This is a genomic window from Paraburkholderia sp. SIMBA_030 (assembly GCF_046535245.1).
Taxonomy (GTDB): Bacteria; Pseudomonadota; Gammaproteobacteria; order Burkholderiales; family Burkholderiaceae; genus Paraburkholderia.
In genome coordinates this window covers 1-254 of sequence record NZ_JAWRXB010001074.1, presented here as the reverse complement: position 1 = coordinate 254, position 254 = coordinate 1, and the positions used below count along the sequence as shown (strand labels likewise).

The 254-nt window shown below is 58.3% G+C and carries 1 protein-coding gene; it reads right to left on the bottom strand.

Annotated elements, in window-relative coordinates; all coding sequences use genetic code 11:
- Positions 1 to 111 precede the first annotated feature (111 nt).
- Positions 112 to 254 (bottom strand): AMP-binding enzyme (locus SB772_RS43325; RefSeq protein WP_410838938.1); only part of this gene is annotated, 143 nt, incomplete at its 5' end.

The following is a 254-nucleotide window of genomic DNA, read 5'->3' as shown; positions in this document are numbered from 1 at the left end:
ATCGCGAGCGGCGACTTCGATAAAGGAACCGGCCATCAAATGCTCCTCGATTGTAGGACGACGGGGACTGCGCGCGTCACCGCTCACCGTTATCGAATGAAGCGTGATGCGCTACATCGCACGCAAAGCGAACCGCTTGAGCTTGCCGGTTTCCGTGCGAGGCAGCGCGTCGATGAAGGCGACGACGCGCGGATACTTGTACGGCGCAACGGTATTCTTCACGAATTCCTGCAACTCCGCGACCAGTTTCTCAT